Annotated in this window: 26 protein-coding genes; 17 read left to right on the plus strand and 9 right to left on the minus strand. The window is 63.9% G+C overall.

Features of this window, described 5'->3' with window-relative positions; translation table 11 throughout:
- Positions 1-182: 182 nt before the first annotated feature.
- The 7 genes from lepB (at position 183) to ACP2YO_RS22255 (ending at position 7,417) form a co-directional block, all read left to right on the plus strand.
- Positions 183-941 (plus strand): signal peptidase I, encoded by a 759-nt coding sequence (gene lepB, locus ACP2YO_RS22225; protein WP_426442703.1) that lies wholly within the window; start codon positions 183-185, stop codon positions 939-941.
- The gene (rnc, locus tag ACP2YO_RS22230; protein WP_426442704.1) at positions 938-1,759 is read left to right on the plus strand and encodes a ribonuclease III; all 822 of its coding nucleotides are present in this window, start codon (positions 938-940) and stop codon (positions 1,757-1,759) included. The genes lepB and rnc overlap by 4 nt, the downstream gene beginning before the upstream one ends.
- Positions 1,752-2,675 (plus strand): GTPase Era, encoded by a 924-nt coding sequence (gene era, locus ACP2YO_RS22235; RefSeq protein WP_426442705.1) that lies wholly within the window; start codon positions 1,752-1,754, stop codon positions 2,673-2,675. Before rnc ends, era begins: the two co-directional genes overlap by 8 nt.
- 15 nt (positions 2,676-2,690) lie before the next feature.
- Positions 2,691-3,071: a hypothetical protein gene (locus ACP2YO_RS22240; RefSeq protein ID WP_426442706.1), complete on the plus strand. Its 381-nt coding sequence runs from the start codon at positions 2,691-2,693 to the stop codon at positions 3,069-3,071.
- Positions 3,072-3,225: 154 nt separating this feature from the next.
- Positions 3,226-3,981, plus strand: a complete 756-nt coding sequence (gene recO / locus ACP2YO_RS22245) for a DNA repair protein RecO (RefSeq protein WP_426442707.1) — start codon at positions 3,226-3,228, stop codon at positions 3,979-3,981.
- Positions 3,982-4,047: 66 nt separating this feature from the next.
- Positions 4,048-6,309 carry a DNA topoisomerase IV subunit A gene (gene parC / locus ACP2YO_RS22250; RefSeq protein ID WP_426442708.1) on the plus strand — a complete coding sequence of 754 codons (2,262 nt, stop codon included), beginning with the start codon at positions 4,048-4,050 and terminating at the stop codon, positions 6,307-6,309.
- 145 nt (positions 6,310-6,454) lie between these two features.
- Positions 6,455-7,417, plus strand: coding sequence for a cation diffusion facilitator family transporter (locus ACP2YO_RS22255; RefSeq protein WP_426442709.1), 963 nt, complete (start codon positions 6,455-6,457; stop codon positions 7,415-7,417).
- Here ACP2YO_RS22255 and ACP2YO_RS22260 read toward each other — a convergent pair.
- On the minus strand, positions 7,374-8,210 hold the full coding sequence (locus tag ACP2YO_RS22260) for a helix-turn-helix domain-containing protein (protein WP_426442710.1): 837 nt from the start codon (positions 8,208-8,210) through the stop codon (positions 7,374-7,376). The genes ACP2YO_RS22255 and ACP2YO_RS22260 overlap by 44 nt on opposite strands.
- A gap of 79 nt (positions 8,211-8,289) precedes the next feature.
- Between ACP2YO_RS22260 and ACP2YO_RS22265 the strand changes: the two genes are divergently transcribed.
- Positions 8,290-9,168 (plus strand): DMT family transporter, encoded by an 879-nt coding sequence (locus ACP2YO_RS22265; protein WP_426442711.1) that lies wholly within the window; start codon positions 8,290-8,292, stop codon positions 9,166-9,168.
- Here ACP2YO_RS22265 and ACP2YO_RS22270 read toward each other — a convergent pair.
- Positions 9,165-9,359 (minus strand): hypothetical protein, encoded by a 195-nt coding sequence (locus ACP2YO_RS22270; RefSeq protein ID WP_426442712.1) that lies wholly within the window; start codon positions 9,357-9,359, stop codon positions 9,165-9,167. The two genes, ACP2YO_RS22265 and ACP2YO_RS22270, sit on opposite strands and share 4 nt — an antisense overlap.
- A gap of 202 nt (positions 9,360-9,561) precedes the next feature.
- Here ACP2YO_RS22270 and ACP2YO_RS22275 point away from each other — a divergent pair, with 202 nt between their 5' ends.
- Positions 9,562-10,815 carry an adenylate/guanylate cyclase domain-containing protein gene (locus ACP2YO_RS22275; RefSeq protein WP_426442713.1) on the plus strand — a complete coding sequence of 418 codons (1,254 nt, stop codon included), beginning with the start codon at positions 9,562-9,564 and terminating at the stop codon, positions 10,813-10,815.
- A gap of 1 nt (position 10,816) precedes the next feature.
- Here ACP2YO_RS22275 and ACP2YO_RS22280 read toward each other — a convergent pair whose 3' ends face one another.
- The 4 genes from ACP2YO_RS22280 to ACP2YO_RS22295 form a co-directional block, all read right to left on the minus strand.
- The gene (locus ACP2YO_RS22280) at positions 10,817-12,058 is read right to left on the minus strand and encodes an MFS transporter (RefSeq protein WP_426442714.1); all 1,242 of its coding nucleotides are present in this window, start codon (positions 12,056-12,058) and stop codon (positions 10,817-10,819) included.
- A gap of 143 nt (positions 12,059-12,201) precedes the next feature.
- Positions 12,202-13,959 (minus strand): flotillin family protein, encoded by a 1,758-nt coding sequence (locus ACP2YO_RS22285; RefSeq protein WP_426442715.1) that lies wholly within the window; start codon positions 13,957-13,959, stop codon positions 12,202-12,204.
- A gap of 3 nt (positions 13,960-13,962) precedes the next feature.
- Positions 13,963-14,625, minus strand: coding sequence for an OB-fold-containig protein (locus ACP2YO_RS22290; RefSeq protein ID WP_426442716.1), 663 nt, complete (start codon positions 14,623-14,625; stop codon positions 13,963-13,965).
- Positions 14,622-15,752 (minus strand): PspA/IM30 family protein, encoded by a 1,131-nt coding sequence (locus ACP2YO_RS22295; RefSeq protein WP_426442717.1) that lies wholly within the window; start codon positions 15,750-15,752, stop codon positions 14,622-14,624. Before ACP2YO_RS22295 ends, ACP2YO_RS22290 begins: the two co-directional genes overlap by 4 nt.
- A 121-nt stretch (positions 15,753-15,873) precedes the next feature.
- On the opposite strand from ACP2YO_RS22295, the gene ACP2YO_RS22300 reads away from it, so the two are divergent.
- Positions 15,874-17,250, plus strand: coding sequence for an Nramp family divalent metal transporter (locus ACP2YO_RS22300; protein ID WP_426442718.1), 1,377 nt, complete (start codon positions 15,874-15,876; stop codon positions 17,248-17,250).
- Positions 17,251-17,260: 10 nt separating this feature from the next.
- On the opposite strand, the gene ACP2YO_RS22305 is transcribed toward ACP2YO_RS22300, so the two are convergent.
- The 3 genes from ACP2YO_RS22305 to hemB form a co-directional block, all read right to left on the minus strand.
- On the minus strand, positions 17,261-18,037 hold the full coding sequence (locus ACP2YO_RS22305; protein ID WP_426442719.1) for an arginyltransferase: 777 nt from the start codon (positions 18,035-18,037) through the stop codon (positions 17,261-17,263).
- An 84-nt stretch (positions 18,038-18,121) separates the two neighbouring features.
- On the minus strand, positions 18,122-18,670 hold the full coding sequence (locus ACP2YO_RS22310; protein ID WP_426442720.1) for an RDD family protein: 549 nt from the start codon (positions 18,668-18,670) through the stop codon (positions 18,122-18,124).
- A 110-nt stretch (positions 18,671-18,780) separates the two neighbouring features.
- Positions 18,781-19,848 carry a porphobilinogen synthase gene (hemB, locus tag ACP2YO_RS22315; protein WP_426442721.1) on the minus strand — a complete coding sequence of 356 codons (1,068 nt, stop codon included), beginning with the start codon at positions 19,846-19,848 and terminating at the stop codon, positions 18,781-18,783.
- Between the two features lie 197 nt (positions 19,849-20,045).
- Between hemB and ACP2YO_RS22320 the strand changes: the two genes are divergently transcribed.
- From ACP2YO_RS22320 to ACP2YO_RS22350, 7 genes are all read left to right on the plus strand, one after another.
- Complete coding sequence (locus tag ACP2YO_RS22320; protein WP_426442722.1) at positions 20,046-20,507, plus strand: DUF6163 family protein; 462 nt, start codon at positions 20,046-20,048, stop codon at positions 20,505-20,507.
- Positions 20,508-21,168: 661 nt separating this feature from the next.
- Positions 21,169-21,687, plus strand: a complete 519-nt coding sequence (gene ldtR / locus ACP2YO_RS22325) for a transcriptional regulator LdtR (protein ID WP_426442723.1) — start codon at positions 21,169-21,171, stop codon at positions 21,685-21,687.
- A 216-nt stretch (positions 21,688-21,903) separates the two neighbouring features.
- On the plus strand, positions 21,904-22,134 hold the full coding sequence (locus ACP2YO_RS22330; RefSeq protein WP_426443287.1) for a hypothetical protein: 231 nt from the start codon (positions 21,904-21,906) through the stop codon (positions 22,132-22,134).
- 20 nt (positions 22,135-22,154) lie between these two features.
- The gene (locus ACP2YO_RS22335) at positions 22,155-22,376 is read left to right on the plus strand and encodes a hypothetical protein (protein WP_426442724.1); all 222 of its coding nucleotides are present in this window, start codon (positions 22,155-22,157) and stop codon (positions 22,374-22,376) included.
- Between the two features lie 976 nt (positions 22,377-23,352).
- On the plus strand, positions 23,353-24,171 hold the full coding sequence (locus tag ACP2YO_RS22340) for a chromate resistance protein ChrB domain-containing protein (protein WP_426442725.1): 819 nt from the start codon (positions 23,353-23,355) through the stop codon (positions 24,169-24,171).
- Positions 24,172-24,201: 30 nt separating this feature from the next.
- Positions 24,202-24,540, plus strand: coding sequence for a hypothetical protein (locus ACP2YO_RS22345; RefSeq protein WP_426442726.1), 339 nt, complete (start codon positions 24,202-24,204; stop codon positions 24,538-24,540).
- 244 nt (positions 24,541-24,784) lie between these two features.
- Positions 24,785-25,381, plus strand: coding sequence for a superoxide dismutase (locus tag ACP2YO_RS22350; protein WP_426443288.1), 597 nt, complete (start codon positions 24,785-24,787; stop codon positions 25,379-25,381).
- Positions 25,382-25,428 lie beyond the last annotated feature (47 nt).

Below are 25,428 nucleotides of genomic sequence, written 5' to 3' on the forward strand. Positions count from 1 at the left end.
GAACAACCGTCTAAAACGCCGCAGGGTTAGCATCGAGCGAGACGCGGATTCGGGTTTGCGCCGGAATTTGCCCTCAAGATCGGTATCAAGGCCATTTTCGTCACGCGAGGGCCAATGCTTCGCGTGGAGAGAACGTTCTGCCACCACGCGGGCACCAGGGGCTTGCGGGAATTGGGAAAGCAATGAGCGTGACTACCGGGACCAAATCTGAAAGCGGCTTGGGCGAAACCATCCGCGTCGTCATCCATGCCCTTCTGATTGCGCTCGTTATCCGCACCTTCCTGTTCCAGCCGTTCAACATTCCATCGGGATCGATGAAGGCGACGCTCCTGGTCGGCGACTATCTCTTCGTCTCGAAATATTCCTACGGCTACAGCCACTACTCGATCCCGCTGTCGCCGCCGCTGTTTTCGGGGCGCATTTTCGGCTCCAATCCGAATCGCGGCGACATCGTCGTGTTCCGGCTGCCGAAGGACGACACCACCGACTACATCAAGCGCGTGATCGGCCTGCCCGGCGACCGCGTCCAGATGAAGGAGGGGCTGCTCTATATCAATGACACCCCGGTCCAGCGCGAGCGGTTGAGCGATTTCATCGGCGAGGACCCCTGCGGCGCGGATGCTACCGCCCGGGTCAAGCGCTGGAAGGAGACGCTGCCGAACGGCGTCAGCTATGAGACGCTGGATTGCGTCGACAACGGCTTCTACGACAATACCAACGTCTACACAGTGCCCGAAGGCCACTTCTTCATGATGGGCGACAACCGCGACAATTCGACCGACAGCCGGGTGCTGTCGGCGGTCGGCTACGTGCCGCTCGAGAACATCGTCGGACGGGCCCAGATGATCTTCTTCTCGATCGCCGAGGGCGAACGCGCCTGGATGTTCTGGCGCTGGCCCACCGCCGTGCGGTGGAATCGCATATTCTCCATCGTGCGATGAACGACGAGACATCCATCATCAACGATCAACCGCCAGCCGGCGAGCCGAGCCAGACGTCTGACGCGGGCGGCGAAGCCGCGCCGAAGAAGCGGCGCAGCAAGGCTGCCAAGGCTGCGGACGAGAAGGCCGCGATCGCGGGCACCGAGTCGCGAATCGGGTACACATTCTCCGATCCCCTGCTGCTGACCACCGCTTTCACCCACGTCTCCGCGCTGAAGCCTGCCACCCGCAACCGCGCCGACAGCTACCAGCGGCTGGAATTCCTCGGCGATCACGTGCTCGGGCTGATCGTCTCCGACATGCTGTTCCGGGCCTTCCCGAAGGCCGACGAGGGCGAACTGTCGAAGCGGCTCGCGGACCTCGTCCGCAAGGAGAGTTGCGCCGACGTCGCCAAGTCGCTCGGATTGCTCGACGACATCAAGCTCGGCATGGTGAAGGCGGTCGAGGGCGCAAGGTTGCGCAAGTCCGTGCTCGGCGACATCTGCGAGGCCGTGATCGGTGCGATCTATCTCGACGGCGGCTACGAGGCCGCTCGCCTGTTCGTCGAGCGCAACTGGACCGAGCGGATGCACAAGCTGCGGCGGCCGCTGCGCGATCCCAAGACCGTGCTGCAGGAATGGGCGCAGGGCAAGGGACTGCCGACGCCGGTCTATCGGGAGATCGAGCGCACCGGGCCGCACCATGATCCGCAATTCCGTGTCGCCGTCGACCTGCCGGGACTGACATCCGCGGAAGGTCTCGGCGGCAACAAGCGCGCGGCCGAGAAGGCGGCGGCATCCGCGATGATCGAGCGCGAAGGCGTCGGCACCAATGACTGACGAGGTGAAAGCGGAAACGACGGCGACGCGCTGCGGCTTTGTTGCGCTGATCGGCGCGCCCAATGTCGGCAAGTCGACCCTGGTCAACGCGCTGGTCGGCTCCAAGGTGACGATCGTCTCGCGCAAGGTGCAGACCACGCGCGCGCTGATCCGCGGCATCGTGATCGACGGCAACGCCCAGATCATCCTGGTCGACACGCCCGGCATCTTCGCGCCGAAGCGCCGACTTGACCGCGCCATGGTGTCGACCGCCTGGAGCGGCGCGCATGACGCCGATCTCGTCTGCGTGCTGCTCGATGCCAAGTCGGGTCTCGACGAAGAGGCAAACGCGATCCTCAGCAAGCTCGAAACCGTCGCGCATCCGAAGATCCTGGTGCTGAACAAGGTCGATCTCGTTCAACGGGAGAAGCTGCTGGCGCTGGCGCAGGCCGCCAACGACCGCATGGGTTTCGAGCACACCTTCATGATTTCGGCGCTGTCGGGCGACGGCGTCGCCGATCTGCGTCAGGCGCTGGCTAAAGCGGTGCCCGAGGGACCGTTCCTCTATCCCGAGGATCAGATGTCGGATGCGCCGATGCGGCATCTGGCGGCCGAGATCACCCGGGAAAAGATCTTCCGCCATCTGCACCAGGAGTTACCGTATCAATCGACGGTCGAGACCGACAGCTGGACCGATCGCAAGGACGGCTCGATCCGGATCGAGCAGACGATCTTCGTCGAGCGCGAAAGCCAGCGCAAAATCGTGCTGGGCAAGGGCGGCGCCACCATCAAGTCGATCGGCGCGGATTCGCGCAAGGAGATCGCCGAGATCACCGGCGTCCCCGTGCATCTGTTCCTGTTCGTCAAGGTGCGCGAGAACTGGGGCGACGATCCTGAGCGCTACAGGGAAATTGGACTTGAGTTCCCCAAAGAGTAAGAGCCGGCATCTGCGATGAACCTGCCCAAAAACGTGCTGTGGTTTGAAGTGCTGCTGTATATGTCGCTGACGCTTGATGCGCTGTCGGTGGCGTTCACGGACCGCACCCCGAGCGAGGAGATGACCGATCAGATGGTCATGGTGGGGACGCTGCTGGCGGGCTGCATGATCGTGCTTCTGACGTATTTCGTCTGGCTCGCCGCGCAGCGCCGCAAGAACTGGCCGCGCTGGGCGCTGGTTGCGGCGTTGGTGCTGTCGGTGATCTCGCTGGTGCAGGCGATCGGGGACCGCGGCCTGGAACTCGACAGCGGCATCGAGATGCTGTCCTGCATCCTGACCAGCGCCGGGCTGTACTACTCCTTCACCGGCGACGCGCGGGGCTGGTTCAACGCGTAGATTTTTGGCTGTCATTCCGGGGCGCGTCGAAGACGCGAACCCAGAATCTCGAGATTCCCCGGTGCGCAATTGCGCACCTGGGATGCTCCGCATCGCCCCGGAATGACGGACGAGACGGCTGCGTTCGTTCTCGGAATCCTGCTAAACTTCATCCATGGAATGGACCGACGAAGGCATCGTGCTGGGCGTCCGGCGGCATGGCGAATCCTCCGCCATCGTCGAACTGCTGACGCGCGGGCACGGCCGCCACCTTGGCCTGGTGCGCGGCGGCGCCGGCTCGCGGATGCGGCCGCTGCTGCAGCCCGGCAACAGCGTCACCGCGCTGTGGCGGGCGCGGCTCGACGAGCATCTCGGCATGTACACGCTGGAGGGCACGCGGCTGCGTGCGGCGACGCTGCTCGCCTCGTCGTACGCGGTCTATGGCGTGACGCATCTGGCCGCGCTGGCCAGGCTGCTGCCGGAGCGCGATCCGCATGAAGATATCTACGAGATGCTGCAGGGGACGCTCGACGATTTCGACGACGCCGGCACAGCCGCCGTGCATCTGATCCGGTTCGAGCTGGCGATGCTCGCCGAACTCGGCTTCGGACTCGATCTGGACAATTGCGCGGCAACGGGGGCAACGACCGAGCTGATCTACGTCTCGCCGAAATCCGGTGGTGCGGTGTCGCGCGCGGCAGGCGAACCCTGGCAAGATCGCCTGCTTCCGTTGCCGGCCTTCTTGAGCGAGAGCGAGGGTGGCGCCAATGCCTGGTCGGACCAGGATCTGCTCGATGGTTTCCAGATCACCGGCATGTTTCTGCTCCGCCACGTCCTCGAGCCGCGCGGGCAGCGCCATTCCGACGCCCGCGACGGGTTTATCAAGGCCGTGACGAAGCGCCGGGCGCGGGCGGCGGTTCCGCAAGGGTGATTCGCAGCCTAAATTGCCGGTGATTCGCGGCTTGCCCGATTCACCACAAGAGTTTAACGCCTCTCCATGGGAAAACGACAGATACCGCCGCCGCCGGAAGAACCGGCCGAGATCCATGACGTGCCGCTGCGTGATGCGCTCGAGGAGCGCTATCTCGCTTACGCACTCTCGACCATCATGCATCGCGCATTGCCGGACGCCCGCGACGGGCTGAAGCCGGTGCACCGGCGCATCCTCTACGGCATGCAGCTGCTGCGGCTGAACCCTGGCACCCCCTTCAAGAAGTCGGCCAAGATCGTCGGCGACGTGATGGGCTCGTTCCATCCGCATGGCGACCAGGCGATCTATGACGCCATGGTGCGCCTCGCGCAGGATTTCTCCTCGCGTTATCCGCTGGTCGACGGCCAGGGCAATTTCGGCAATATCGACGGCGATAATCCCGCCGCCTACCGTTACACCGAAGCGCGCATGACCGACGTCGCGCGGCTGCTGCTTGAGGGCATCGACGAGGACGGCGTCGAATTCCGCGCCAATTACGACGGCCAGTCGAAAGAGCCGGTGGTGTTGCCGGGCGGCTTCCCGAACCTGCTCGCCAACGGCGCGCAGGGCATCGCGGTCGGCATGGCGACCTCGATCCCGCCGCACAACGTCGCCGAACTCTGCGACGCCGCGTTGCATCTGATCGAGAAGCCGGACACCAAATCGAAAGCGCTGCTGCGATGGGTCAAGGGCCCGGACTTCCCGACCGGCGGCATCGTCGTCGATTCCAAGGAGGCGATCGTCGAGGCCTATACCACGGGCCGCGGTTCGTTCCGCACCCGTGCGCGCTGGACCCAGGAAGAGGGCTCGCGCGGTACCTGGATCGTCGTCATCACCGAGATTCCGTGGCTGGTGCAGAAGTCGCGGCTGGTCGAGAAGATCGCTGAACTGCTCAACGAGAAGAAGCTGCCGCTGGTCGGCGACGTCCGTGATGAATCGGCTGAGGACATCCGCCTCGTCATCGAGCCGAAGTCGCGCGCGGTCGATGCCGCCTTGATGATGGAGTCGCTGTTCCGGCTGACCGAGCTGGAAAGCAAGATTTCGCTGAACCTCAACGTGCTGATCAAGGGCCGCATCCCGAAGGTGGTCGGCCTCGCCGAATGCCTGCGCGAATGGCTCGACCATCTGCGCGATGTACTGATCCGCCGCTCCGGCTTCCGCAAGGGCCAGATCGAGCATCGACTGGAAATCCTCGGCGGCCAACTGATCGCCTTTCTCAACCTCGACAAGGTGATCAAGATCATCCGCACCGAGGACGAGCCGAAGCCGGAGTTGATCAAGGCGTTCAAGCTTAGCGACGTCCAGGCCGAGGCCATCCTCAACATGCGTCTGCGCAACCTGCGCAGGCTCGAGGAGATGGAGATCCGCACTGAGGACAAGGAGCTGCGCAAGGAGCTGAAGGGCATCGAGGGCCTGCTCGGCTCCGAGCCCCAGCAATGGATCAAGGTCGGCGAGCAGGTGACCAAGGTCCGCGAGATCTTTGGGCCGAAGACGCCGCTCGGCAAGCGCCGCACCACCTTTGCCGATGCGCCCGAGCATGATCTCGCCGCGATCGAGGAGGCCTTCGTCGAGCGCGAGCCGTGCACCATTGTGATCTCCGAGAAGGGCTGGGTGCGGACGCTGAAGGGCCATGTCGAGGATCTCTCGGGCCTCGCCTTCAAGACCGACGACAAGCTCGAACACGCATTCTTCGCCGAGACGACGTCGAAGCTGCTGTTGTTTGCCACCAACGGCAAATTCTACTCGCTCGACGTCGCAAAATTGCCGGGCGGCCGCGGCCATGGTGAGCCGATCCGCATGTTCATCGAACTCGAGCAGGACGCGGCGATCGTCTCGCTGTTCGTCAACAAGGGCGAGCGCAAGTTCCTGATCGCGAGCAGCGAAGGCCAGGGTTTTGTCGTCAAGGAAGAGGACTGCGTCAGCAACACCCGCAAGGGCAAGCAGGTGCTCTATGTCGAGATGCCGAACGAGGCCCGCGCGATTACGACCGTGAGCGGCGATACCGTCGCGGTGATCGGCACCAATCACAAGATGGTGCTGTTCGGTCTCGACCAGGTGCCGGAAATGGCGCGCGGCCGCGGCGTTCGCCTGCAGAAATACACCAGCGCTTCGCTCTCCGACGTCGCAGTGTTCGAGGCCAAGGCCGGCCTGACCTGGAAGGACTCCGCCGGCCGCGAGCACAGCATGAGCATGAAGGAACTGGCCGATTGGCGCGGTAATCGTGCCGACGCGGGCCGGCTCGCGCACGGCCTGCCGAAGTCGAACAAGTTCAACCGCGGTCTCGAGTAGTCGAGTAGCCGGATGGAGCGGAGCGAGATCCGGGATCGCTGAGGATTTGGCGACTGGTCCCGGATTGCGCTGCGCTCCATCCGGGCTACGTTTCTGTCCTGCACGGTGTGATAGTATCCATATTTCCGGGCGCTATAACGCTGCCATGGCGCATCATCATCACGACTACGATCATAGCGGTCATTCCCATGACCACTCTCACGACCATTCTCATGGCCATGCCGGGCATAGCCACGCGCCCGCCAGTTTCGGTACGGCGTTTGCGATCGGCGCGTCGCTGAACACGGCGTTTGTCGTTGCGGAGCTGGTCTTCGGCTACTCCGCCAACTCGCTGGCGCTGGTGTCGGACGCCGTTCACAACCTCTCCGACGTGATCGCCTTGCTGCTGGCCTGGGGCGGGGCGTGGCTGGCCGGCAAGCGGCCGACCGACACCCACACTTACGGCTACCGTCGCGCGTCGATCCTGGCCGCCTTGTTCAACGCCGGGCTGCTGCTGATCGCGGTCGGCGGCATCGCGGTCGAGGCGATCAACCGGTTTCGCGAGCCGGCGGAGGTGGCGAGCTGGACCGTGGTCTGGGTTGCGGCACTCGGCATCCTCGTCAACGGCGGCACGGCGTTGTTGTTTATGCGTGGCCGCGACAGCGATCTCAATGTTCGCGGCGCCTATCTGCACATGGCGGCCGATGCCGGCGTCTCGTTCGGCGTCGTCGTCGCCGCGCTCGTGATCATGGCGACCGGCTGGCAGTGGCTCGATCCCGCGATCAGCCTGTGTATCTCCATTGTGGTGCTGATAAGCGGCTGGGAGCTTGCCCGCGACAGCGTCAATCTGGCGCTCGACGCGGTGCCGAGGAGTATTGATCTCAAGGTCGTCAGGGACTATCTGGTGACGCTCGAAGGCGTTACCGAAGTTCACGATCTGCATATCTGGGCGATGAGCACGAGCGAGACCGCGCTGACCGCGCATCTGGTCCGCCCCGGCGGCCATGACGATGCCTTCCTGCATCATGTTTGCGCGGAGCTGTCGCACCGCTTCAGCATCCATCACGCAACGCTGCAGGTCGAGATCAGCGGCGAGACCTGCCGGCTGGCACCGGCGGAACTGGTGTAGCATTTGCCGACCATTCCCTGAAAATCCGGGTGGTCTCCTCATCCATCGGGAAGAAGCTCTCGATGCGGAGTTCCTGCAGCGTGATGTCCTGGGGAATTCCGAGTGTCGCGATGGTCGTGAACAATTGCAGCCGGACGTCGCTCTTGCAGAACAGCATCGGCAAAACCAGCCCGGGCGCAGACTCCCCAAGCGGCACCGCCAGCGCCGCTGCGACGCCGTCATAGGCGAGCAGCCGTTTGAGCAGGCCCGCGGTCGCGGCGGTGCCGTCGGCAGCGGCATCGGCCTCGACGCTGCGGACGAAATAGCCGGCAACCTCGGTCCAGTTGGTGAGATAGGGCCGCAGCACGTCGGGAGCGACCAGCGCGTCGGCGAGATTGACGGACACCCCGGGAGCCAGCGGCCCGACCAGGAATTCCACCAGGCGTCCGGCACCGGAATTGGCCAGCAGCAGATTCCAGTGCCGGTCGACCACGACCGCTGGAAACGGCTCCTGCTGCGCCAGCATGAAGTCCAGCGCGTGACGGATCTGGGAAAGCTCGGGCGCGGCGAGATCGGTTTGCCGCCACACCGGTGCGAAGCCGGCCGCGACCAGCAGCGCGTTCTGTTGGCGCAACGGCACGTCGAGCGCCGCGGCAAGCCTGATCACCATGTCGCGGCTCGGCGCGGCGCGTCCGAGCTCCAGGAAGCTGAGATGGCGCTGGGAGATACCTGCGCGCCCGGCCAGCTCGAGCTGCGAGTGGCTCTTGCGCTGCCGCCACCAGCGGAGGCTGGCCGCAAAATCCTGCTGCGACATGAATACCTGTCAGGTAGTTGCCGGGATGACCTCGTTGGGCAAGATGCCACAAGCGGCAACGAAACGCATTGGGGCAGCGATGGACGAATGGATCGGCGTTGCGATCGCGTTGGTTTCGAGCTGCCTCGGCGGCACCGCGGCGGCGATCACGCGGTACCTTGTTGGAAATGCCGATCCGATCACGCTCGCTATTCTGCGCTGGGCGATCGGCTTTGTTTGCATTTTTCCCGCAGCAATGCTGCTGCGCGCAAAGTGGCCGCCGCGCGAGGATTGGGCCGCGGTCGCGGCGCTTGGCTTCGCCTTCTTCGGCGTCTTCTTCGTCCTCTACAACATCGCGATCTCCTATACGACGGCGGCGCGCGCGAGCCTGGCTTTGGCGACGCTGCCGCTTTCCACCATGGTGGTCGGCGCTGTGCTCGGAATCGAGCCGTTGACGGTGCGCAAATCGATCGGGGTCCTGATCGCGATGCTCGGCGTGGGCGCGGCGCTTGCATCCGGATTGTCGGCGGCGCCACCGGGCGCATGGCGCGGCGAACTGATCATGATCGCCGCCGTCCTGTGCATGGCGTTCTACAACGTCCTGTCGCGCCCCTTTATTCGCCGTTCGAGTGCGCTCGGCTTCCTTACCGTTGGCATGGGGACCGGAGCCCTGGCGCTCGTGGTCGTGGGGGTCATGACCGGCAGTGTGGCGGCGCTCCGTGAGTTCGGTGTGCCACAATGGATCGCCGGACTTTATCTCGGCGTGGCCGGCGGGGCGCTGGCCTTCATCCTGTGGGTGCTGGCGCTGGAGCGGGCGTCACCGACCCGCGTCGCCAATACGATGACGGTCAATCCGATTGCCGCGAGCCTGCTCGCCACCCAGCTCGTCGGCGAACCGATCACGCCCAATCTTGTAGCCGGCCTGATCGCGGTCTTCGCCGAAATCTGGATCGCGACGTCGGAGAGGCGAGCCGGTTAGCTGTGCGGCGCGGAGGGGGCGGTTGCAGCCGGCGGCGCGGGCACGTGCTTCGGCTTCAGGGAGCCGGCGTAGAATGAGGCGGTGAAGATCAGGATCAGTGCGACCAGATAGACCCCATAGGATTGCGGCGGGGTGGTCGCCCATTGCACGAGGCGTTGGAAGGAGGTTGCCGGGGCGGTGTCGTTGTCCATGCCGTCTTTTGCGGCAAAGCCGGCGCAAAGGGAAGCTGGAAATCGCTGCCGCGAGGGGACCACGTTCCGCGGGACATCATCAGGTGGCGGGGTTGCATTGTAATATTGGCGTTCGCATCTACTTTACGCTCGCCGTCACGCTGAGGCTTGGCATGCGACGACACGTCTTCCTCCCACACCAATTGCCCGGCATAATCCACAGATGGAACTGACGCCCCGATTGCGCCTCATGAATTGGCTGGTCCGCCAGGGTCTCACCGGCCTGTCCGAAAATGACCTCCTGCGCGGTTTCTGCGAGCGCTGCCGGGCGGCAGGGATGCCGCTGGCGCGGGCGATCGTCTTTATCGATACGCTGCATCCGATCTTCGAGGGCCGCGGCTTCCGCTGGAACGACGGCGTCACCAATGAGGCCGACGTGTTCGAGTACGGCTCGACCAGCACTGGCGACGCCAACCAGAACTGGCGGCGGTCGGCCTTCTTTCACATGCTCGAAAACGGCCACGACGAGATGCTGATTGATCTCGGCGGCTCGCACGACTTCTCGATGATCAACGATCTCGCGGAAAAGGGCTACAAGCATATGCTCGCCTTCGTGCACCGCTTCGGCGAGGCCGGCACGATCGGGGAGATGGACTGCTTCTATTCCTACTGGACGACGCGGCATTCCGACGGCTTCGATGAGAACCACATAGCTGCGTTGCGCGACCTGGTGCCGGTGCTCGGGCTCGCGGTCAAGTCGGCGGCGCAGGTCGAGATCGCCCGCACGCTGGGGCGGGTCTATCTCGGCCGCGAGACCGCCGAGCAGGTGCTGCGCGGGCGCATGCAGCGCGGCATCACCGAGAAGATCAAGGCCGTGCTGTGGTACTCCGACGTCCGCGGCTCGACTGCGATCAGCCAAAGCATCGGACCGGACGAGATCATCCCGTTTCTTAACGATTATGCGCAGGCCTCGATCGATGCGATCCACGATGCCGGCGGCGAGGTGCTGAAGCTGATCGGCGACGGCGTGCTGGCGATGTTCACCAACGAGAACATGGCGATCGCCAAGCGCGGCGCGCTACGCGCCGAGCATCAGTTCCGCCGCAACCTGGACACGCTGAACGCCCGCCGCGCCGGCGAGGGGCGGCCGACCACGACGGCCTATGTCGGTCTCCATGTCGGCCAGGTCTTCTACGGCAATATCGGCAGCGAGGACCGGCTGGATTTTACCGTGGTCGGACCTGCCGTCAACGAGGTCAGCCGGATTGCCTCGATGTGCGCCTCGGTCGACCGTGATTTGCTGACGTCGACGGCATTCCGCGCCGGGCTTGATGCCGCCGGGCGCAACCATCTGGTCTCGACCGGCCGCTTCGTTTTGCGCGGGATCAGCCAGGCACAGGATCTCTACACGCTTGATCCTGCCATTGCCGCCGACGAAGTTGTCGGCGGCAAGTACGAACGGTACCTGGCGAGTTGATTTAACACCGCGCCAGCTCGCCGACCATGTCGGGCTGTCGCGTCAGCGACACCGCGGGCGACATCAGGATCACCAGCGCCTGGGCGGCGAAAATCGCTGCCGCGAGATAGAGGCAGGTTTCGGCACCGTAAAGGCCGCCGATGATCGCGCCGATCGCGGAGCCGACCGGGCGGGCGCCGTAGCTCATGATGTTGATCGCCGAAACACGGCCGAGCAGCGAGGGCGGCGTCACCGACTGCCGCAGCGTGGTGGTCGAGATCACCCACAGGATCGGGCCGAAGCCGAGCAGGAAGAAGCCGAGGCCCGCGAGCAGCGGCGACGGAAACCAGGTCGTCAGCGCCATCACCGCCGCGGCCACGAAACCGGTCACCGGGCCGAGCCCGATCACGGTGCCGAACGCCAGTCGCCGCATCACGCGGGTCGCGAGTAGCGCACCGACCACCATGCCGACGCCATACATCGCCAGCGTGGTGCCGACACCGATCGCAGTGAGCCCGAGATGGCGCACGGCATAGGGCACGAACACGGCGAGCAGCAGGAAGGAAGCGGTGTTGAAGATGAACTGGGTGATGAACACCGGCCGCAGCAAGGCGTGATGCAGCACGAAGTTAGCCCCTTCCTTGATGTCCTGCAGCGGATGGCGCTGTGGCGCGGGCGGCCGCACTGGCTCATAGATGCCGGCGAGCAGCACGACTGCGATGGTCGACAGCGCCGCAGCAAACCCGAACGCGGGTGCTGCGCCGACCCAGCCGACCAGCACGCCGCCGAGCGCGGGCCCGCTGGCAAAGGCGATCGTGCGCGCCAGCTCGATGCGGGCATTCGCCGCCGGCAATTGCTGCGCCGTCACCAGGGAAGGCACCAGCGCCGGCGCGGCGACGCTGTAGGCGACCGTGCCGCAGACTGCTATGAAGCCAAGCAGCGCAAGCAGCGGCAGCGTCATCGAGCCCAACCAGAGCAGCACCAGGATTGTCGCAAGCGCGGCCGCCCGCAGCGCCTCCGAGCCGGCCATCACCCAGCGCCGTGACACGCGGTCGGCGAGCAGGCCCGCAGGGATCGCGAACAGGATGAAGGGTAGCGTCAGAGCGGTTTGCAGCATGCCGGTCTGGCCTTCGCCGACACCGAGCACCAGCACGGCGACAATGGGAGCCGCGGCCAGAGCAATCTGCTCGGCCGATTGCGCGGCGAGATTGGACCAGGCCAGTCGGTTGAAGGTTGCTGGCAAGTGAGGCGTATCGGCGGACATGGCAGAATCCCGTGAAATTCGATCTGGCCATACTGTGTGGTTGGAGGACGCCCGATCCCACCCGTTTCCCGACAACAACAAAAAGACCCGCCGCAGAACTGCGACGGGTCTCTTCAATGCGACGATCGGCGCCGTTCAGGCCATCATGGCGATTTGGGGCTCGCGCCGAGCTGGCCCGTGATCGTGCCGACCAGCGCCGCAGGGTGGATGTGGTCGCCGCTCGCGGGCGTCTCTGGGGCGACCTCGGCCTTCCGTTGCGCGAGCGCGCTGGTCAGGCTGGTCAGCGCATCGGGGCCGGCTGCGAAGCCAGCCTCGGAGAGGATCTTGTCGATCATCGGCTTGAACGCCGAAACCGACAGCAGTTGCGCGGCGAGGCCATCGCCGAGCCCAAGGCCGCCATTGCCGTTGGCATGACCGTTGGCGCCGCCGCGGCCGAGCAGACCGCCGGTGTCGAAGATCCGGATGTCGGAAATCTTCTCAATCGGCTTGACGGCTTCCGCCAACGCGCTCGGGATCACATTGATGCGCGCGAGGTTGAGGTCGTAGTCGATCATCTCCGCGCTCAACTTGTTTCGCGCCTCCGCCTTCAAGGTCGCGACCTCGGCTTCCGCCTGGCCGAGCGCCTTGACGCCGGCGGCGCGGGTGGTCGCGGCATTGGCGTCGGCTTTCGCCAGCACGTTAGTGGCCTCGGCCTTGTTGGCGGCAGCCTCCTTTTCCGCTTCCGCCATCACGGTGATCGGCATTGCGTTGGTTTCGGCTGCTTTCCGTGCCGCGATCACGTTGATGATCTTGTCGCGCTCGGCGATTTCGGTAGCCTTGGCGGTTGTGACCTTTTCCTCGGCTGCGATCGACAGCGCGCGGGCGGTCTCGGCGACGGTTTGCGCCTCGGACTGCTCTTTGCTTTTGGTCGCGACCGCGATCGCGCTTTCTTGCGCGACGATCTGAAGGTCGCGCTCCATTTCGGTATTGCGGCGCTTGACCGCGAGATCGGCCTCGATCTTTCTTGTGTCGCGAGCCTGGTTGGCCTCGGTCTGCTTGTTGGCGACCGCGAGTTCCTGCTGGATGCGATACTCCGCTTCGTTCTGCAGCGCGGTCTGCTCGACCTGCGCGGTCTGTGCCCGCATCGCCGCGGTCTTGTTGGCGATGTCGCGCTGTTGCGCCAGTTCCGCGTCGCGCTTGGTGGTTTCGATCGTCAGCGTGGTCTGGCGTGCGACCAGGTCCTGCTGGGCGATAGTGACCTCGGTGGTGCGGACGATCTGGTTGCGCTCCTGCTCGCGCTCCTTGGTGATCTTGGTCAGCGTGGTGAGGCCATGGGCGTCGAAGAAGTTGCTGGGATTGAAGTGCTTGATGTCGCTCTGGTCGAGCCTTGTCAGCGATACCGATTCGAGCTCGAGGCCGTTGTTCTGGATGTCGGCGCCGACCGCGTCCTGCACCGCCTTGACGAAGGTTGCGCGCTGTTCCTGCAGCTCCTCGAGGTTCATGGTGGCTGCGACCGAACGTAGGCCGTCCACGAACTTCGCCTCGACCAGCTCGCGAAGCTCGGCCGCGTCGTTGGTGCGGTTGCCGAGCGTTTGCGCAGCCAGCGCGATCGACGAACTGTCCGGTTTGACGCGGAGATAGAACTCGGCGCCGATGTCGACGCGCATGCGGTCCTTTGTGATCAGCGAGTCAGGTCCGCCGCGCGCCACCTCAAGCCGGAGTGTCTTCAGGTTCACCGCGGCGGTCGAGTGGAAGATCGGCAGCACGACTGAGCCGCCGTCGAGCACGACCTTCTGGCCGCCGAGGCCGGTGCGCACATAGGCCTCATCGCGCGTCGAGCGTTTGTAGAGTTTTGCGAAAAGCAGGCCAATGACGAGGATAGCAACGACGCCAATGGCAACGGGTACTGCAAGTTCCCACATGTGTTATGCCCTGTTGGAAGATTGTTGTTGTTCGATGAGGTCGGCAGGAGCGGTAATTGCGATGAAGCTCTTGGCGTCGCGGTCGACCAGCAGGACGCTGGCACCGACCGGCAGCGCTACGGAATCGTGGCTGGCACGCGCCGACACAATGTGCCAATTGCCGAAGACATCCTTGAGACGAACGCGCCCGGGCAGGCCCTGATCGAGCGGGCCGACCGAGACGGTCGCGACCTTGCCGACGAAGTCGCTTTCACTGACCGCGTAGCTTTCGTCGCGCGGGATGATGCGGGCGAGCCCGCGGCTTGCATTCCTGATCACGGGGATGCTGCCGAAGGCGACCGCCACGGCGGCAATCGAGACGGGGATGGCGGTGCCAGCGGCATGGGCCAGGCCCTGGAGCAGGAAGCCTCCGATCGAGAATACACCAAGCACCAGGATGATCAGGATCAGGAGGGGAAGCCGTCCGGCGTTGATCCAGAGAAACAGGCCACTGAGAGCATTGTGGCTCTCGGCCTCGACCGCGAAATCCTTGCCGATGAATTCGCTGATCGAAAGTCCGATCATGGTGGTCAGCAGTTCGATACCGCCAAGCGCCACCATGATCGCAGCCGCGACCGCGAAGGGCCGCACGTCGGAGGCGAGCAGAATGTCGCCAACTGCACTCATTGTTGTGACTTGATCCTTTCAAGCCGCGCCGCGATCTCCTTTTCGCGGTGCAAGCGATCGAGTTCGTCAAGCTCCTTGTCGCCGAGCACGCTTGCAGCGGGAACGCCGGTCACCCGTGCGATCGCCGCCATGGCACGCTCAGCACTCAATGTATTAGTCGCCGATGGGCCTCGGCTGGTTTCGTGCTGGGCCTCTCGAATCAGACTTTGTTCGAGATCGGTCAGTCGCGCCTCGGCCTCACGCCGCGCGCCAAGCATGGCCTGCAAGGCCTTGGTTTGCTCGTCGATTTCAAGTTCGATGAAATCCATTGCCCGCTCCAGCGCGATCATCTGGGATTCCAGATCAATTTGCCGTGCGACGCCGGCGCGCGCGAGGTCCTCGCGATTTTCCGCAATTGCGAGACGGATCTTCTCGTTGAGACTGGCCGTCTCGGTATCCAGTTCTTCGCGCCGCTTCTTGAGCCGAAACTCTTCGGCGCGCGATTTGCCGAGCGCGTGGCGCGCCTCGTCGGCGCCGACGTCGATCTCGCGGATCGCCTGTTTGACCAGCGCGACCTTGTTGTTGGCCTCGGCGTTATCGATGGTCTGGCTTGCGATGGCGGCAAGAAGCCGGCCCATGCGAGCAAGAATGCCTTCGTGAAGCATGGTCTTCTCCTCCGGTTGTGCAGATTTGGATTTGACGGCGATGTGGATTTCGTAGCCGCGTCCATCCGAGATCAAATGCGCCGGGAAGGGACTTTCCCACCCCGAGACATATCCCGGCACCTCGAACGGCACCAAGACGCGTCCGCTGACAGTGCTAATGGTCAGTGAAGTTGGACCCTTGATCGCGAACAACTTTTCGTCGAGCGGTATCCGGCGCACGGTTGAGCCTGCCGCGTAGTTGGCGCGGTCGCGCAGGCCCAGCGTCACCAGCCGGGCGGGCAGGCCGGTCTCCCGGCGGATCGTCTCGTAAGCCTGGGCGTGCAGCGAGACGAGATTGGCGCCGACCGGCGCGACCTCGGCGAGGATCGCCATCATCCGATCATACGCCGCAAACGTCGCCTCGATCGCCTCGATACCCGACGGGTCGGGGGCGAGGGCGTAGCGCAATGTTGCGGCGGGCGTCTCGACGGGGAGCTTGATCATGCCTCTAACGTAAAGCACTTCTTCAGTACTTTACAAGCCGCATGGCTGGTATCATTTTCGTGACCCCAGATGCAGTTGCAAATGAGTTGCATTAAGGTGGTGGTTCAGCCATCTTCGTCCCATGGACGCCCGAACTCCTGAAGTGCACGCCGTTTCCGCCCCCGGAGCCCTGCCGGGAGCTCACGGTTGGCGCCGTGATGCCGGCCACGCGCGCAGCCTGCCGGAGGTCAATTCGACGGTCGCGGTGCCCAGCGGCGGGTCGTGGTGGCGTCGGCTGCTGGCTTTTGCCGGTCCGGGCTATCTGGTGTCGGTCGGCTATATGGACCCCGGCAACTGGGCCACCGACCTCGCGGGTGGTTCGAAGTTTGGCTACACGCTGCTGTCGATCATCCTGCTGTCGAACCTGATGGCGATCCTGCTGCAAGCGCTCGCGGCGAGGCTCGGCATTGCCACCGACCGTGACCTGGCGCAGGCCTGCCGCGCGACCTATTCACGTCCGGTGAACCTGCTGTTGTGGCTCGCCTGCGAGGCCGCGATCATCGCCTGCGACCTCGCCGAGGTGATCGGCACGGCGATCGCGCTGAAGCTGTTGTTCGGCATCCCGCTGATCGGCGGCGCGTTGCTTGCGGCGCTCGACGCGTTCCTGCTGCTGCTCCTGATGAACCGGGGTTTCCGTTTCCTCGAGGCCTTCGTGATCGCGATGCTGATCGTCATCGCGGTCTGCTTCGCCGTCCAGATCGCCGCCGCCGCGCCGCCGGTCGCCGCCATCATCGGCGGCTTCATGCCGACGCGCGAGATCGTCACCAATCCGGAAATGCTCTACATCGCGATCGGCATCATCGGCGCCACGGTGATGCCGCATAACCTCTATCTGCACTCCTCGATCGTGCAGACCCGCGCCTACAAGCGCACCGAGGAGGGACGCCGCGATGCGATCAAATGGGCGACGGCGGACTCCACCATCGCGCTGATGCTGGCGCTGTTCGTCAACGCCGCGATCCTGGTTCTGGCGGCGGCGACCTTCCACAAGAGCGGCCATTCCGACGTCGCCGAGATCGACCAGGCCTTCGAACTGCTGTCGCCGCTGCTTGGGCTGGGCATCGCATCGACGCTGTTTGCGATAGCCTTGCTCGCATCCGGCCTCAACTCGACGGTGACGGCGACGCTGGCCGGCCAGATCGTGATGCAGGGCTTTCTCGACCTGCGGCTGCCGGACTGGGCGCAGCGGCTGCTGACCCGGGGCATCGCGATCATCCCGGTCGTGATCGTCGCCGCGCTCTATGGCGAGAGCGGCACGGCGCGGCTCCTCGTGTTCAGCCAGGTCGTGCTGTCGATGCAACTGCCGTTCGCGGTGATCCCGCTGGTGCGGTTCGTGTCGGACAAGCGCAAGATGGGCGCGTTCGCGATTTCGGTGCCGGTCGCGGCGGCGGCGTGGATCGTCGCCGGGCTGATCGTGATCCTCAATGTGAAGCTGCTGATCGATACGTTCTCGGGGTGAGGCGGGACGCTCAGTCCTGCGGCTCCGCCAGCACTTCGCCTGACGCGTCGACGCGCAGCCAGCCGCTGGGCGCGAGACGCTGCTGGGGCAGGAAGCGGCCCTTGTAGTCCATCTTCTTCGAGCCCTCGATCCAGTAGCCGAGATAGACGTAAGGAAGGCCCTGCCGGCGGGCGCGGGCGATGTGGTCGAGGATCATGAAGGTGCCGAGCGAACGGGCCTCCTGCGACGGCTCGAAGAACGAATAGACCATCGACAGCCCGTCGCTCAGCACATCCGTCAGCGCCACGGCGATCAGTTCGTCGCCGCGGCCGGTGATGCCACTGTCGATGGTGCGCTTGCGGTACTCGATGATGCGGGTCTCGACATGGCTGTCCTCGACCATCATGGCGTAATCGAGCACCGTCATGTCGGCCATGCCGCCATTGCGGTGGCGCCGGTCGAGATAGGCGCGGAAGACCGAATATTGCTCCGAGGTCGGCACTGCGTTGCGCTGTTCGCCGATAATGTCGGCGTTACGGGCCAGCACCTTGCGGAAGTTCCGGGACGGACGGAATTCGTTGGCGACCACCCGGACCGAGACACAGGCCCGGCACTGGTCGCAGGCCGGGCGGTAGGCGATCGACTGGCTGCGGCGGAAACCGCCATGGGTCAGCAGATCGTTGAGATCGCCGGCTTTGTCGCCGACCAGATGCGTAAACACCTTGCGCTCATGCCGGCCCGGTAGATAGGGGCAGGGCGAGGGCGCCGTCAGGTAAAACTGCGGGGTGTCACGCGAGTGCTGGGTCACGTCAGATCGTCAGGCTCCAAACAATACAGGCAGCCGAGCTAGCATCGCCCTCCGAAGGCTAACGGTCAATTGGTTTAGGCGGGCCTAATAGGCCCGCGCCGCCGGCGTTACCTGGGTCCGGACCGAGCTGTTGATAACCACGGTTCCGAGGACAATGTCGTGCAGCAGCCTGCGACGGCCGTTGAACAGGCCGATCAGCAGCACCAGGGGCGACAGGAACGAGACCGACGCCCAGAATACCAGCGCATGGGCGGCGCCGAGCACGAAATACCCAGGCGCCCCGTACCAGGTGCGCAGTTCCAGGTCCATCATGCGCATGCCGATGGTGGCCGAATGCGGCCCGCCGATCGAGGAGCCGTAATAGACGATCGCCCAGACGACGGAGGCGGGCCAGACCAGCCAGAACAGCGCCCAGCCGAGGCCGAGCGTGACCACGCCGAACAGGGCGATGAAGACCTTGGCGAGGATCACCGGGACAACCAGCACCACGAGGTCGATCAGGAACGCAAACACTCGCCGGGTCAGCACGCCGCGGAACAGGTTCGGCTGCGTCCACGGGTCGAACGCATGCGGGGGAACGCCGCCATCGCTGCGCCAGGTGCCGCCGCCATTGCCCGAACCGTTGTAAGACATGACCAACCTCCGATGAATATCCCGCGCAGGACATGGGAACCGGCCTTGCGGCCGCAAGTCCGCGCGAACATTAACATGCCGAAATATTCCGGCGATTCGGCGGCCGGGCCTCAGCGCTCCGCCCTGATCTTCTCCGCGGCCTGCGGCGCGAAGTAAGTCAAAATGCCGTCGGCGCCGGCGCGCTTGAAGCCGACCAGGCTTTCCATCATCGCGCGTTCGCCGTCGATCCAGCCATTGGCGGCGGCGCCCGCTATCATCGCGTATTCGCCGGATACCTGGTAGACGAAGGTCGGCATCGCGAAGGTGTCCTTCACGCGGCGGAGGATGTCGAGATAGGGCATGCCCGGCTTGACCATCACCATGTCGGCGCCCTCTGCGATGTCGAGCTCGACCTCGCGCAGCGCCTCGTCGGAATTGGCGCTGTCCATCTGATAGGTGCGCTTGTCGCCGGTCAGCGTCTTGGCGGAGCCGATCGCGTCACGGAACGGGCCGTAGAAGGCGGAAGCGTATTTCGCCGCATAGGACATGATCTGCACGTCGATGAAGCCGTTGTCGTCGAGCGCCTGGCGGATCGCGCCGACCCGGCCATCCATCATGTCCGACGGCGCGATCACGTCGCAGCCGGCCTCGGCCTGCGTGAGCGCCTGCTTCACCAGCACCGCGACGGTCTCGTCGTTGAGGATCCTGCCGCCTTCGATCAGCCCGTCATGGCCGTGGCTGGTGAAGGGGTCGAGGGCGACGTCGCACAGCACGCCGATCTCGGGAAACTCCTGCTTGATCGCGCGCACCGCCTGGCAGACCAGATTGTCGGGATTGAGCGCCTCCGAGCCTTCATCGTCGCGCAGCGACGGCTCGGTGAAGGGGAACAGCGCGATGCAGGGGATATTGAGCTTTGCCGCGCGCTCGGCGTCGCGCACGATTTGGTCGACGGTGAGCCGTTCCACGCCGGGCATCGAGGCCACGGGGGTGCGGGTGTTGCTGCCATCGACCACGAACATCGGCCAGATCAGGTCGTCTGATGTCAGCACGTTCTCGCGGACCAGCCGGCGCGCCCATTCCGACTTGCGGTTACGGCGCGGGCGGACTGTGAGGTCGAGCGAGGGCGAGGTGAGGGGCGTTTCGGTCTGGCGCCGTGGCGCGTCGCGCAACTCGATCGGGCGCCCAAATTTGATCGCCATTTGTCTCTCTCCTCGGCGGCAGGCTGATTGGACCTGATATAATTCCAATTCTAGCACCTTTAAGGGGGCGCCGTCATTGGGCCCCCTTGGCGCCCCTCGGCACCCTGATCTGCCGGGAGGGCGATTGATTTTGGCCCTCCGGCGGGCCAAGACTGCGGCCATGGACCCCATTTTGCAGCCACTGCGCGGCGATTCGCATGTCTGACTCATCTACGCGCGACCAGGCCCGGGACAATGCCATCCCGGCCGGCGGGATGTCGTCCGACCGGATCGAGCCGGACGAGAATGCGTGGACGCGGCGGCTCGTCATCTTCTTGCGCATCATGGCGGTCGTCTCGATCGCCAAGGGCCTTTACCATTGGGCCCAGGTGACCGGCTTCGTCGGCGGCGACGAGGACGCCTTCGAGAACCAGTCGATGGCCTGGCAGACCGCCACGATCTATTTCGCGGTCATCGAGCTCGTTGCCGCGGTCGGGCTGTGGCTCGCGACCCCCTGGGGCGCCGTGGTGTGGTTGACCACTGTCGTGTCGATGGCGGTCATCGAGCTGATGTTTCCCGGCATCTATGGCGGCAGCCTCACGGTGGTCGGGTTCGAAGCCGTGATGCTTGCGGCCTATCTGGCGCTCGCCTGGATGGCGGCGCGTGAACGACCGCCGTAGCGACCGCGCTTCGCTGGTGCGGCCTTCAGTGTGGCTGCGGCGCGACAGCGCTGCGGAATCCGGCCGGTGATGGTGCAGATCATGCCACGCGTGCGCGCACTGAGAAGACAGCATTGCTGGCTTTGCTAGGTGTGTGCCACAGACCGCACGCTGTACCGAGACATCCCATCTTGAAGTGCGTATCTGCGAGACCGTCGCCGGGACCGATTTCCGGTTCTCGGCAAATTTGTCAGTCGGCGTTGCGCCGACCAGCGGCGGGACCGTTTGGTCGGGCAGCCATGGCTCCGCAACACACCGCGCGATGCGTGCAGAATCCGCCACGCGATCCCGTAACATTTTCCAAGATTTTTCCGGTAACCGTTCGGTCACTGTAAAGGGTTCCCTCACACCCGTTACCTCACCGTTTCGAATTCGAACGACCCTGTTTCCGAATGCGACAGGGGAGGCAGACGAAGCGTGAACAGGAGGCTCGCACCGTCAATGAAAAGTTGCGAAAAGCCCTTGATCTACCGGCTTAATCCGCGATTCACTGTCTTAAATTCATGATCTCTTTATTGTCTTATTTAAGCTGATCTTCAAACGGCCCCCTTAAGTTGCAGTCATCAGGCGGGACACAAGTTTCGTCGAATAAGTCGATAAAAACGACAACAGGGGAAGTGTCATGATGAAAGCCGTTGCGACAACGGCGGCGGAAGCCGCTGATCGCGCTGCCGGTCAAGCTCCGGTACAGCCGCTCTACCTCGAAGCACTGACCTTGGTGGAGCGGCTGCATCGCCGGCTGCTCGACGTCATCAAGGACGAGTTCGATCGCCGTGGCCGCGCCGACATCAACTCGGTGCAGGCGCTGCTCCTGTACAATATCGGCGACAAGGAGCTGACCGCCGGCGAGCTGCGCACCCGCGGCTACTATCTCGGCTCCAACGTCTCCTACAATCTGAAGAAGCTCGTCGAGCTCGGCTTCCTCGATCATCAGCGCTCGCGCGTCGATCGCCGCTCGGTCCGCATCCGCCTGACGTCGCAGGGCCAGGAAGTCCGCCGCATTGTCGATACGCTGTACCAGAAGCACGTCAAGACGGTCGAGCAGGTCGGCGGCATCTCGAACGAGGAATTCGCCAGCCTCAACAAATCGCTGCACCGCCTCGAGCGCTTCTGGACCGACCAGATCCTGTATCGCCTCTGAGACTTTCTGCCTGCTTCGCATCTTCTTCGCCACTTCTTCGCCTTCTGGTCAAGCCGGCCGTTCAAAAGACCGGCAGCCACCTACCTCCAGACAAGCGCATCGGCTGTGCCCGGCCGGTGCGCTTTGCTGTTTTGTGCATCTGCGAAAAAAAGATCGCGGTGCGGGAACCAAAGGGCGGTGCCGCGGCTTATCCGTCGGTTCCGGAGAGCCGTCACCGTGATGGTCGAGCGTGGGTTGCAGGTGCTGAATGTCGAGCTCGTGGGCGACGCCTACGCGATCGCTTCCAATTACCTGCGCAAATCTGGCGCTATCCCCGACACATTTTCCACCAACGAGCGCCTGCTCGGTATCGTGGTGAAGCTGTTTCATAATGGCGAGAAGAACCGGATCCGCCTTGCCAACAAGGCGATCGCCAAATTCGAAGCCGAGACGCTGGTCATCGTGTGACCGCCAACCCGGAGATACCCATGGACGCCGCCATCGATCGCATCATGCACACCTACGATCTGCTGCTCAATCGCACGACCGCGGCAAGCGAAGAGGCGAGGGCGAAGGTGACCGATTACGTGCGGATGCTGTTCGAGGCCGGCGAAAAGGATACCCACCGTCTCACCGTGTACGGCCTGACCTATCTGCGCCAGCTCGACGGCAGCACGGATCATGTCAAGGCCGGGTATACCGGGCTGTAGAGTTCCCCACGCGTTGCCCAAATCCATCGTACCTGCGAGGGATGAACCGCGTTTGCGCCCAACCAAAGCGGTGTCGTCCCTGCCTAGTGCGCAATTGCGCACGGGAGCAGGGACCCATACGCCGCGGCAGTGTTGTGAATGGGACTCGTCGTTCGAGCGCGGCGCAACAACCAAACACCGGTGGCTATGGGTCCCTGCTTTCGCAGGGACGACACGGAGTTTTTTGCACGGCTTGTGAGTCATACGTTCGCGTTCTCGCGACATGATTTGTCCGAGCTTTGCATTTCGTTTCACCCTCTCACTTGGTAGAGGGCGCAGGGAAAGCCGGGTGCCGATTGCACCCATGGGCCCGGTGCAACAAAAAGCACCGGGGTAGGACCACAGGTGTAACCGGAACAACCCGGCTTTCCCTGCGCGATGGCTTTACAGCTTATACGTGCTCTCCCCGGTGAGACTGGGCTTGCTTGTCACCGCCATCACAAGAGACCTCAGTCTCTTGTGACAGGACACCTGCCACTAGGGCGTCAGGCCTGCACGACTTCGCCGTCCGCTTCATGCGCACTCGTCTGTTGCGCAATCGGCGTCCACCGCATCCCACCGCGCGTTCGTGACGTGCGCTCGCCCCTCAATCGGGTGGGACGGGCAAATTCATACACTGAGTTGCACTTTCGATAAACCGAAATATTTTTGCCGAGAGGGCTGGACAGGCCGGGCAAATCAATGATCCAGAACAAGCGGCGAAACTCCGCCCCACCACGCTCCGGGTCCTTTTAATCTGGAAAGCTGTGCGTGGAGGGCGCTCGGCAGTCATCGTTTGATCACCGATACTGAACTGTTCGTGATCGTCGCAACGCGCGCCACGCGTAGCCAGTTGACATAACCGGCTACAGGGTTTTTATTCGCACATACGGGGGCAGCGATCCCCCCGCGAGGCGACATGCCCAAGAATCGCGTCCTGTTTAAAAAGGGCGCACGCATGTCTTCTTACACATCGATCTCACCTGAAAAACTTTCTCGTCTGATCGGCACCGCCAACTCGCCGACGCTGGTCGATGTCCGCATCGAAGAGGACTTTGCCGCGGATCCGCGGCTGATCCCAGGCGCAACACGCCGTTCGCATCTCAATGTCCAGGATTGGGCGCCCGGTTTTGCCGGACAGTCGGTCGTGGTCATCTGCCAGAAGGGGCAAAAACTCAGCGAAGGCACAGCGGCCTGGCTTCGTCACGGCGGCATCGCAGCCGAAATCCTCGAAGGCGGACACCTCGCCTGGACGGACGCGGATCTGCCGGCCATTCCCGCCGACAAGATTCCAAAACGCGACGGCCGCGGCCGCACCGTCTGGGTCACGCGCGAGCGGCCGAAGATCGACCGTATCGCCTGCCCGTGGCTGATCCGCCGCTTTGTCGATCCGAGTGCGGTGTTCCTGTTCGTCGCTTCGTCCGAAGTCGAGGCCGTGGCAGAGCGGTTCCATGCGGCGCCTTTCGACATCGAGAATGTGTTTTGGAGCCATCGCGGCGAGTTCTGCACCTTCGACGTGATGGTGAAGGAATTCGGGTTGACGACGCCGCCGTTGCAGCGGCTCGCAACCATGGTGCGCGCGGCCGACACCGGCCGCCTCGACCTTTCGGCTGAAGCACCGGGCCTTCTCGCCGCATCGCTCGGTCTGTCGCGAATGTTCAACGATGACCTCGAGCAATTGAGCGCCGGCATCCTCCTCTACGATGCCTTCTACCGATGGTGCCGAGACGCCAGCAAGGAAACCCACAACTGGCCGACCAACAAGGTCAAGCCGTGACCGCTCCCAGCCCCCCGAAAAGGAGAAGCCATGAAACGAATAGCAGCATTGATCGCAATCGGAATCGCGACGCCGCTGGCGATGCCAGCGCATGCCGCCGCCGACGCGGCCGCGAAGCCTTCGGTCGTGACGATAGCCGCGCCAGCCGGCGCCGGAAGCGACCGGTCTCTGGAAACCTTGCGCGGCTTTGTGGAGGCCGTCGACGAACGAAACGACGTGATGACCCTGCGACTGCCTTCCAACGTTGTCGCCGCCCTGAAGGTAAACGACGGTTTGCTCTTCAACGCGGTCCGCTATGGCGACCAGGTCGAAGTCACGGTGAAGAACATCGACGGTGCCGAGACTATCATCGGCTGCGTCAGAGAATAGACGCGGCCCGTCCCGCCCGCGACGAGGGCATTAAGAGAATCAGGAGACGCAATCGCGCGCGCGGGCACGAAGAGCTGCGGCCCAACACGGGGTGTGAGGGTGACGAACAAAATGGAGAACTGAAATGACGATGAATACCGAGCGCCGAAACTTCATCAGGGGCGTTGGTGCCTCCGCATCGACGGCCGTGCTTGCGGGAACACCCGCCCTTGCACAAGCCAATCAGCAGACAGGAGCCAAGCCGATGGCGTACCAGCCTAAACCGATGCCGTTCGATCCAAAATCCATCGCCGGCATCTCGGAGAAGGTGCTCGTTAGCCACTACGAAAACAACTATGTCGGCGCCGTGAAGCGGCTCAACGCGATCGGAACGCAACTTGCCGAGCTCGACTTCGCCAAAGCCCCGAACTTTGTCGTCAACGGCCTGAAGCGTGAGGAGTTGATCGCCTCGAACTCGATGATCCTGCATGAAATCTATTTTGACGGGCTTGGCGGCGGCGGCAGTGCAAGGGGGCCGCTCATCGAGGCCATCGTGCGCGATTTCGGCACTATGGAGCGGTGGCGCGCCGAGTTCTCTGCCATGGGCAAGGCCGAAGGCGGCGGTTCTGGCTGGGTGATCCTGGCCTACTCGCCGCGAGACAAGCGGCTCGTCAACCAGTGGGCCGCCGACCACACCACGACGCTTGCCGGCGGTCGCCCGGTGCTCGTGCTCGATATGTACGAGCACGCCTATCACATGGACTATGGTGCCGCGGCCGCACGCTACGTCGACATCTACATGGAAGCGATCAAATGGGACAACGCCGCGAAACTCTATGATCAGTACAGCCGCGAGGCATAGGTGCGATCGCTTCGTGCCTCGACGGGATTCTTCAGATCGTAACTGGC

The organism is Bradyrhizobium genosp. P, assembly GCF_049949265.1.
Classification (GTDB): domain Bacteria; phylum Pseudomonadota; class Alphaproteobacteria; order Rhizobiales; family Xanthobacteraceae; genus Bradyrhizobium.

Coding starts and splice junctions, on each gene's coding strand:
- lepB (WP_426442703.1), top strand. CDS start 183: ATGAGCGTGACTACCGGGACCAAATCTGAAAGCGGCTTGGGCGAAACC.
- rnc (WP_426442704.1), top strand. CDS start 938: ATGAACGACGAGACATCCATCATCAACGATCAACCGCCAGCCGGCGAG.
- era (WP_426442705.1), top strand. CDS start 1,752: ATGACTGACGAGGTGAAAGCGGAAACGACGGCGACGCGCTGCGGCTTT.
- ACP2YO_RS22240 (WP_426442706.1), top strand. CDS start 2,691: ATGAACCTGCCCAAAAACGTGCTGTGGTTTGAAGTGCTGCTGTATATG.
- recO (WP_426442707.1), top strand. CDS start 3,226: ATGGAATGGACCGACGAAGGCATCGTGCTGGGCGTCCGGCGGCATGGC.
- parC (WP_426442708.1), top strand. CDS start 4,048: ATGGGAAAACGACAGATACCGCCGCCGCCGGAAGAACCGGCCGAGATC.
- ACP2YO_RS22255 (WP_426442709.1), top strand. CDS start 6,455: ATGGCGCATCATCATCACGACTACGATCATAGCGGTCATTCCCATGAC.
- ACP2YO_RS22260 (WP_426442710.1), bottom strand. CDS start 8,210: ATGTCGCAGCAGGATTTTGCGGCCAGCCTCCGCTGGTGGCGGCAGCGC.
- ACP2YO_RS22265 (WP_426442711.1), top strand. CDS start 8,290: ATGGACGAATGGATCGGCGTTGCGATCGCGTTGGTTTCGAGCTGCCTC.
- ACP2YO_RS22270 (WP_426442712.1), bottom strand. CDS start 9,359: ATGGACAACGACACCGCCCCGGCAACCTCCTTCCAACGCCTCGTGCAA.
- ACP2YO_RS22275 (WP_426442713.1), top strand. CDS start 9,562: ATGGAACTGACGCCCCGATTGCGCCTCATGAATTGGCTGGTCCGCCAG.
- ACP2YO_RS22280 (WP_426442714.1), bottom strand. CDS start 12,058: ATGTCCGCCGATACGCCTCACTTGCCAGCAACCTTCAACCGACTGGCC.
- ACP2YO_RS22285 (WP_426442715.1), bottom strand. CDS start 13,959: ATGTGGGAACTTGCAGTACCCGTTGCCATTGGCGTCGTTGCTATCCTC.
- ACP2YO_RS22290 (WP_426442716.1), bottom strand. CDS start 14,625: ATGAGTGCAGTTGGCGACATTCTGCTCGCCTCCGACGTGCGGCCCTTC.
- ACP2YO_RS22295 (WP_426442717.1), bottom strand. CDS start 15,752: ATGATCAAGCTCCCCGTCGAGACGCCCGCCGCAACATTGCGCTACGCC.
- ACP2YO_RS22300 (WP_426442718.1), top strand. CDS start 15,874: ATGGACGCCCGAACTCCTGAAGTGCACGCCGTTTCCGCCCCCGGAGCC.
- ACP2YO_RS22310 (WP_426442720.1), bottom strand. CDS start 18,670: ATGTCTTACAACGGTTCGGGCAATGGCGGCGGCACCTGGCGCAGCGAT.
- hemB (WP_426442721.1), bottom strand. CDS start 19,848: ATGGCGATCAAATTTGGGCGCCCGATCGAGTTGCGCGACGCGCCACGG.
- ACP2YO_RS22320 (WP_426442722.1), top strand. CDS start 20,046: ATGTCTGACTCATCTACGCGCGACCAGGCCCGGGACAATGCCATCCCG.
- ldtR (WP_426442723.1), top strand. CDS start 21,169: ATGATGAAAGCCGTTGCGACAACGGCGGCGGAAGCCGCTGATCGCGCT.
- ACP2YO_RS22335 (WP_426442724.1), top strand. CDS start 22,155: ATGGACGCCGCCATCGATCGCATCATGCACACCTACGATCTGCTGCTC.
- ACP2YO_RS22340 (WP_426442725.1), top strand. CDS start 23,353: ATGTCTTCTTACACATCGATCTCACCTGAAAAACTTTCTCGTCTGATC.
- ACP2YO_RS22345 (WP_426442726.1), top strand. CDS start 24,202: ATGAAACGAATAGCAGCATTGATCGCAATCGGAATCGCGACGCCGCTG.
- ACP2YO_RS22350 (WP_426443288.1), top strand. CDS start 24,785: ATGGCGTACCAGCCTAAACCGATGCCGTTCGATCCAAAATCCATCGCC.